Here is a 383-nt window from a genome sequence, read left to right on the forward strand (position 1 = left end):
TGGAACTTTCTTTTACTTGATGCTCACCTGACATCAATTTAGTTGAAACATTTACTAGAGAACTTGTAGCATCCTTATTAGATTTACCATTGATGTAGGATGTAACTTTACCTGTTTCATCAACAACAGGAACTACTTGACCACCAGAAGCCACAACACTTTGATAATCCATTAGTAATTGTTCTGCCTGTTTCTCTTCAAGCATAGCTCGATGGGCTGTCATTAAGGCCTGATACTTACTTTCTGCTTCAAACATTGCAGATTTCATAGGCTCTAATTCACTTTTTGCCTTTTCTAAAGTTTGATTCTTTTGTTCCAAATCTAATTTAATAGCACTTAGTTTTTCTTTAGCCTTAGCTAGGTTTTCAGATGACTGCTCTAAT

1 pseudogene is annotated in these 383 nt (G+C 35.2%); it reads right to left on the reverse strand.

Annotation, left to right across the window (positions count from 1 at the left end):
- A pseudogene (locus E5983_RS09570) lies at positions 1 to 383 on the reverse strand (hypothetical protein); the annotation flags it as partial.

This window comes from Streptococcus danieliae, from assembly GCF_009767945.1.
Taxonomy (GTDB): domain Bacteria; phylum Bacillota; class Bacilli; order Lactobacillales; family Streptococcaceae; genus Streptococcus; species Streptococcus danieliae.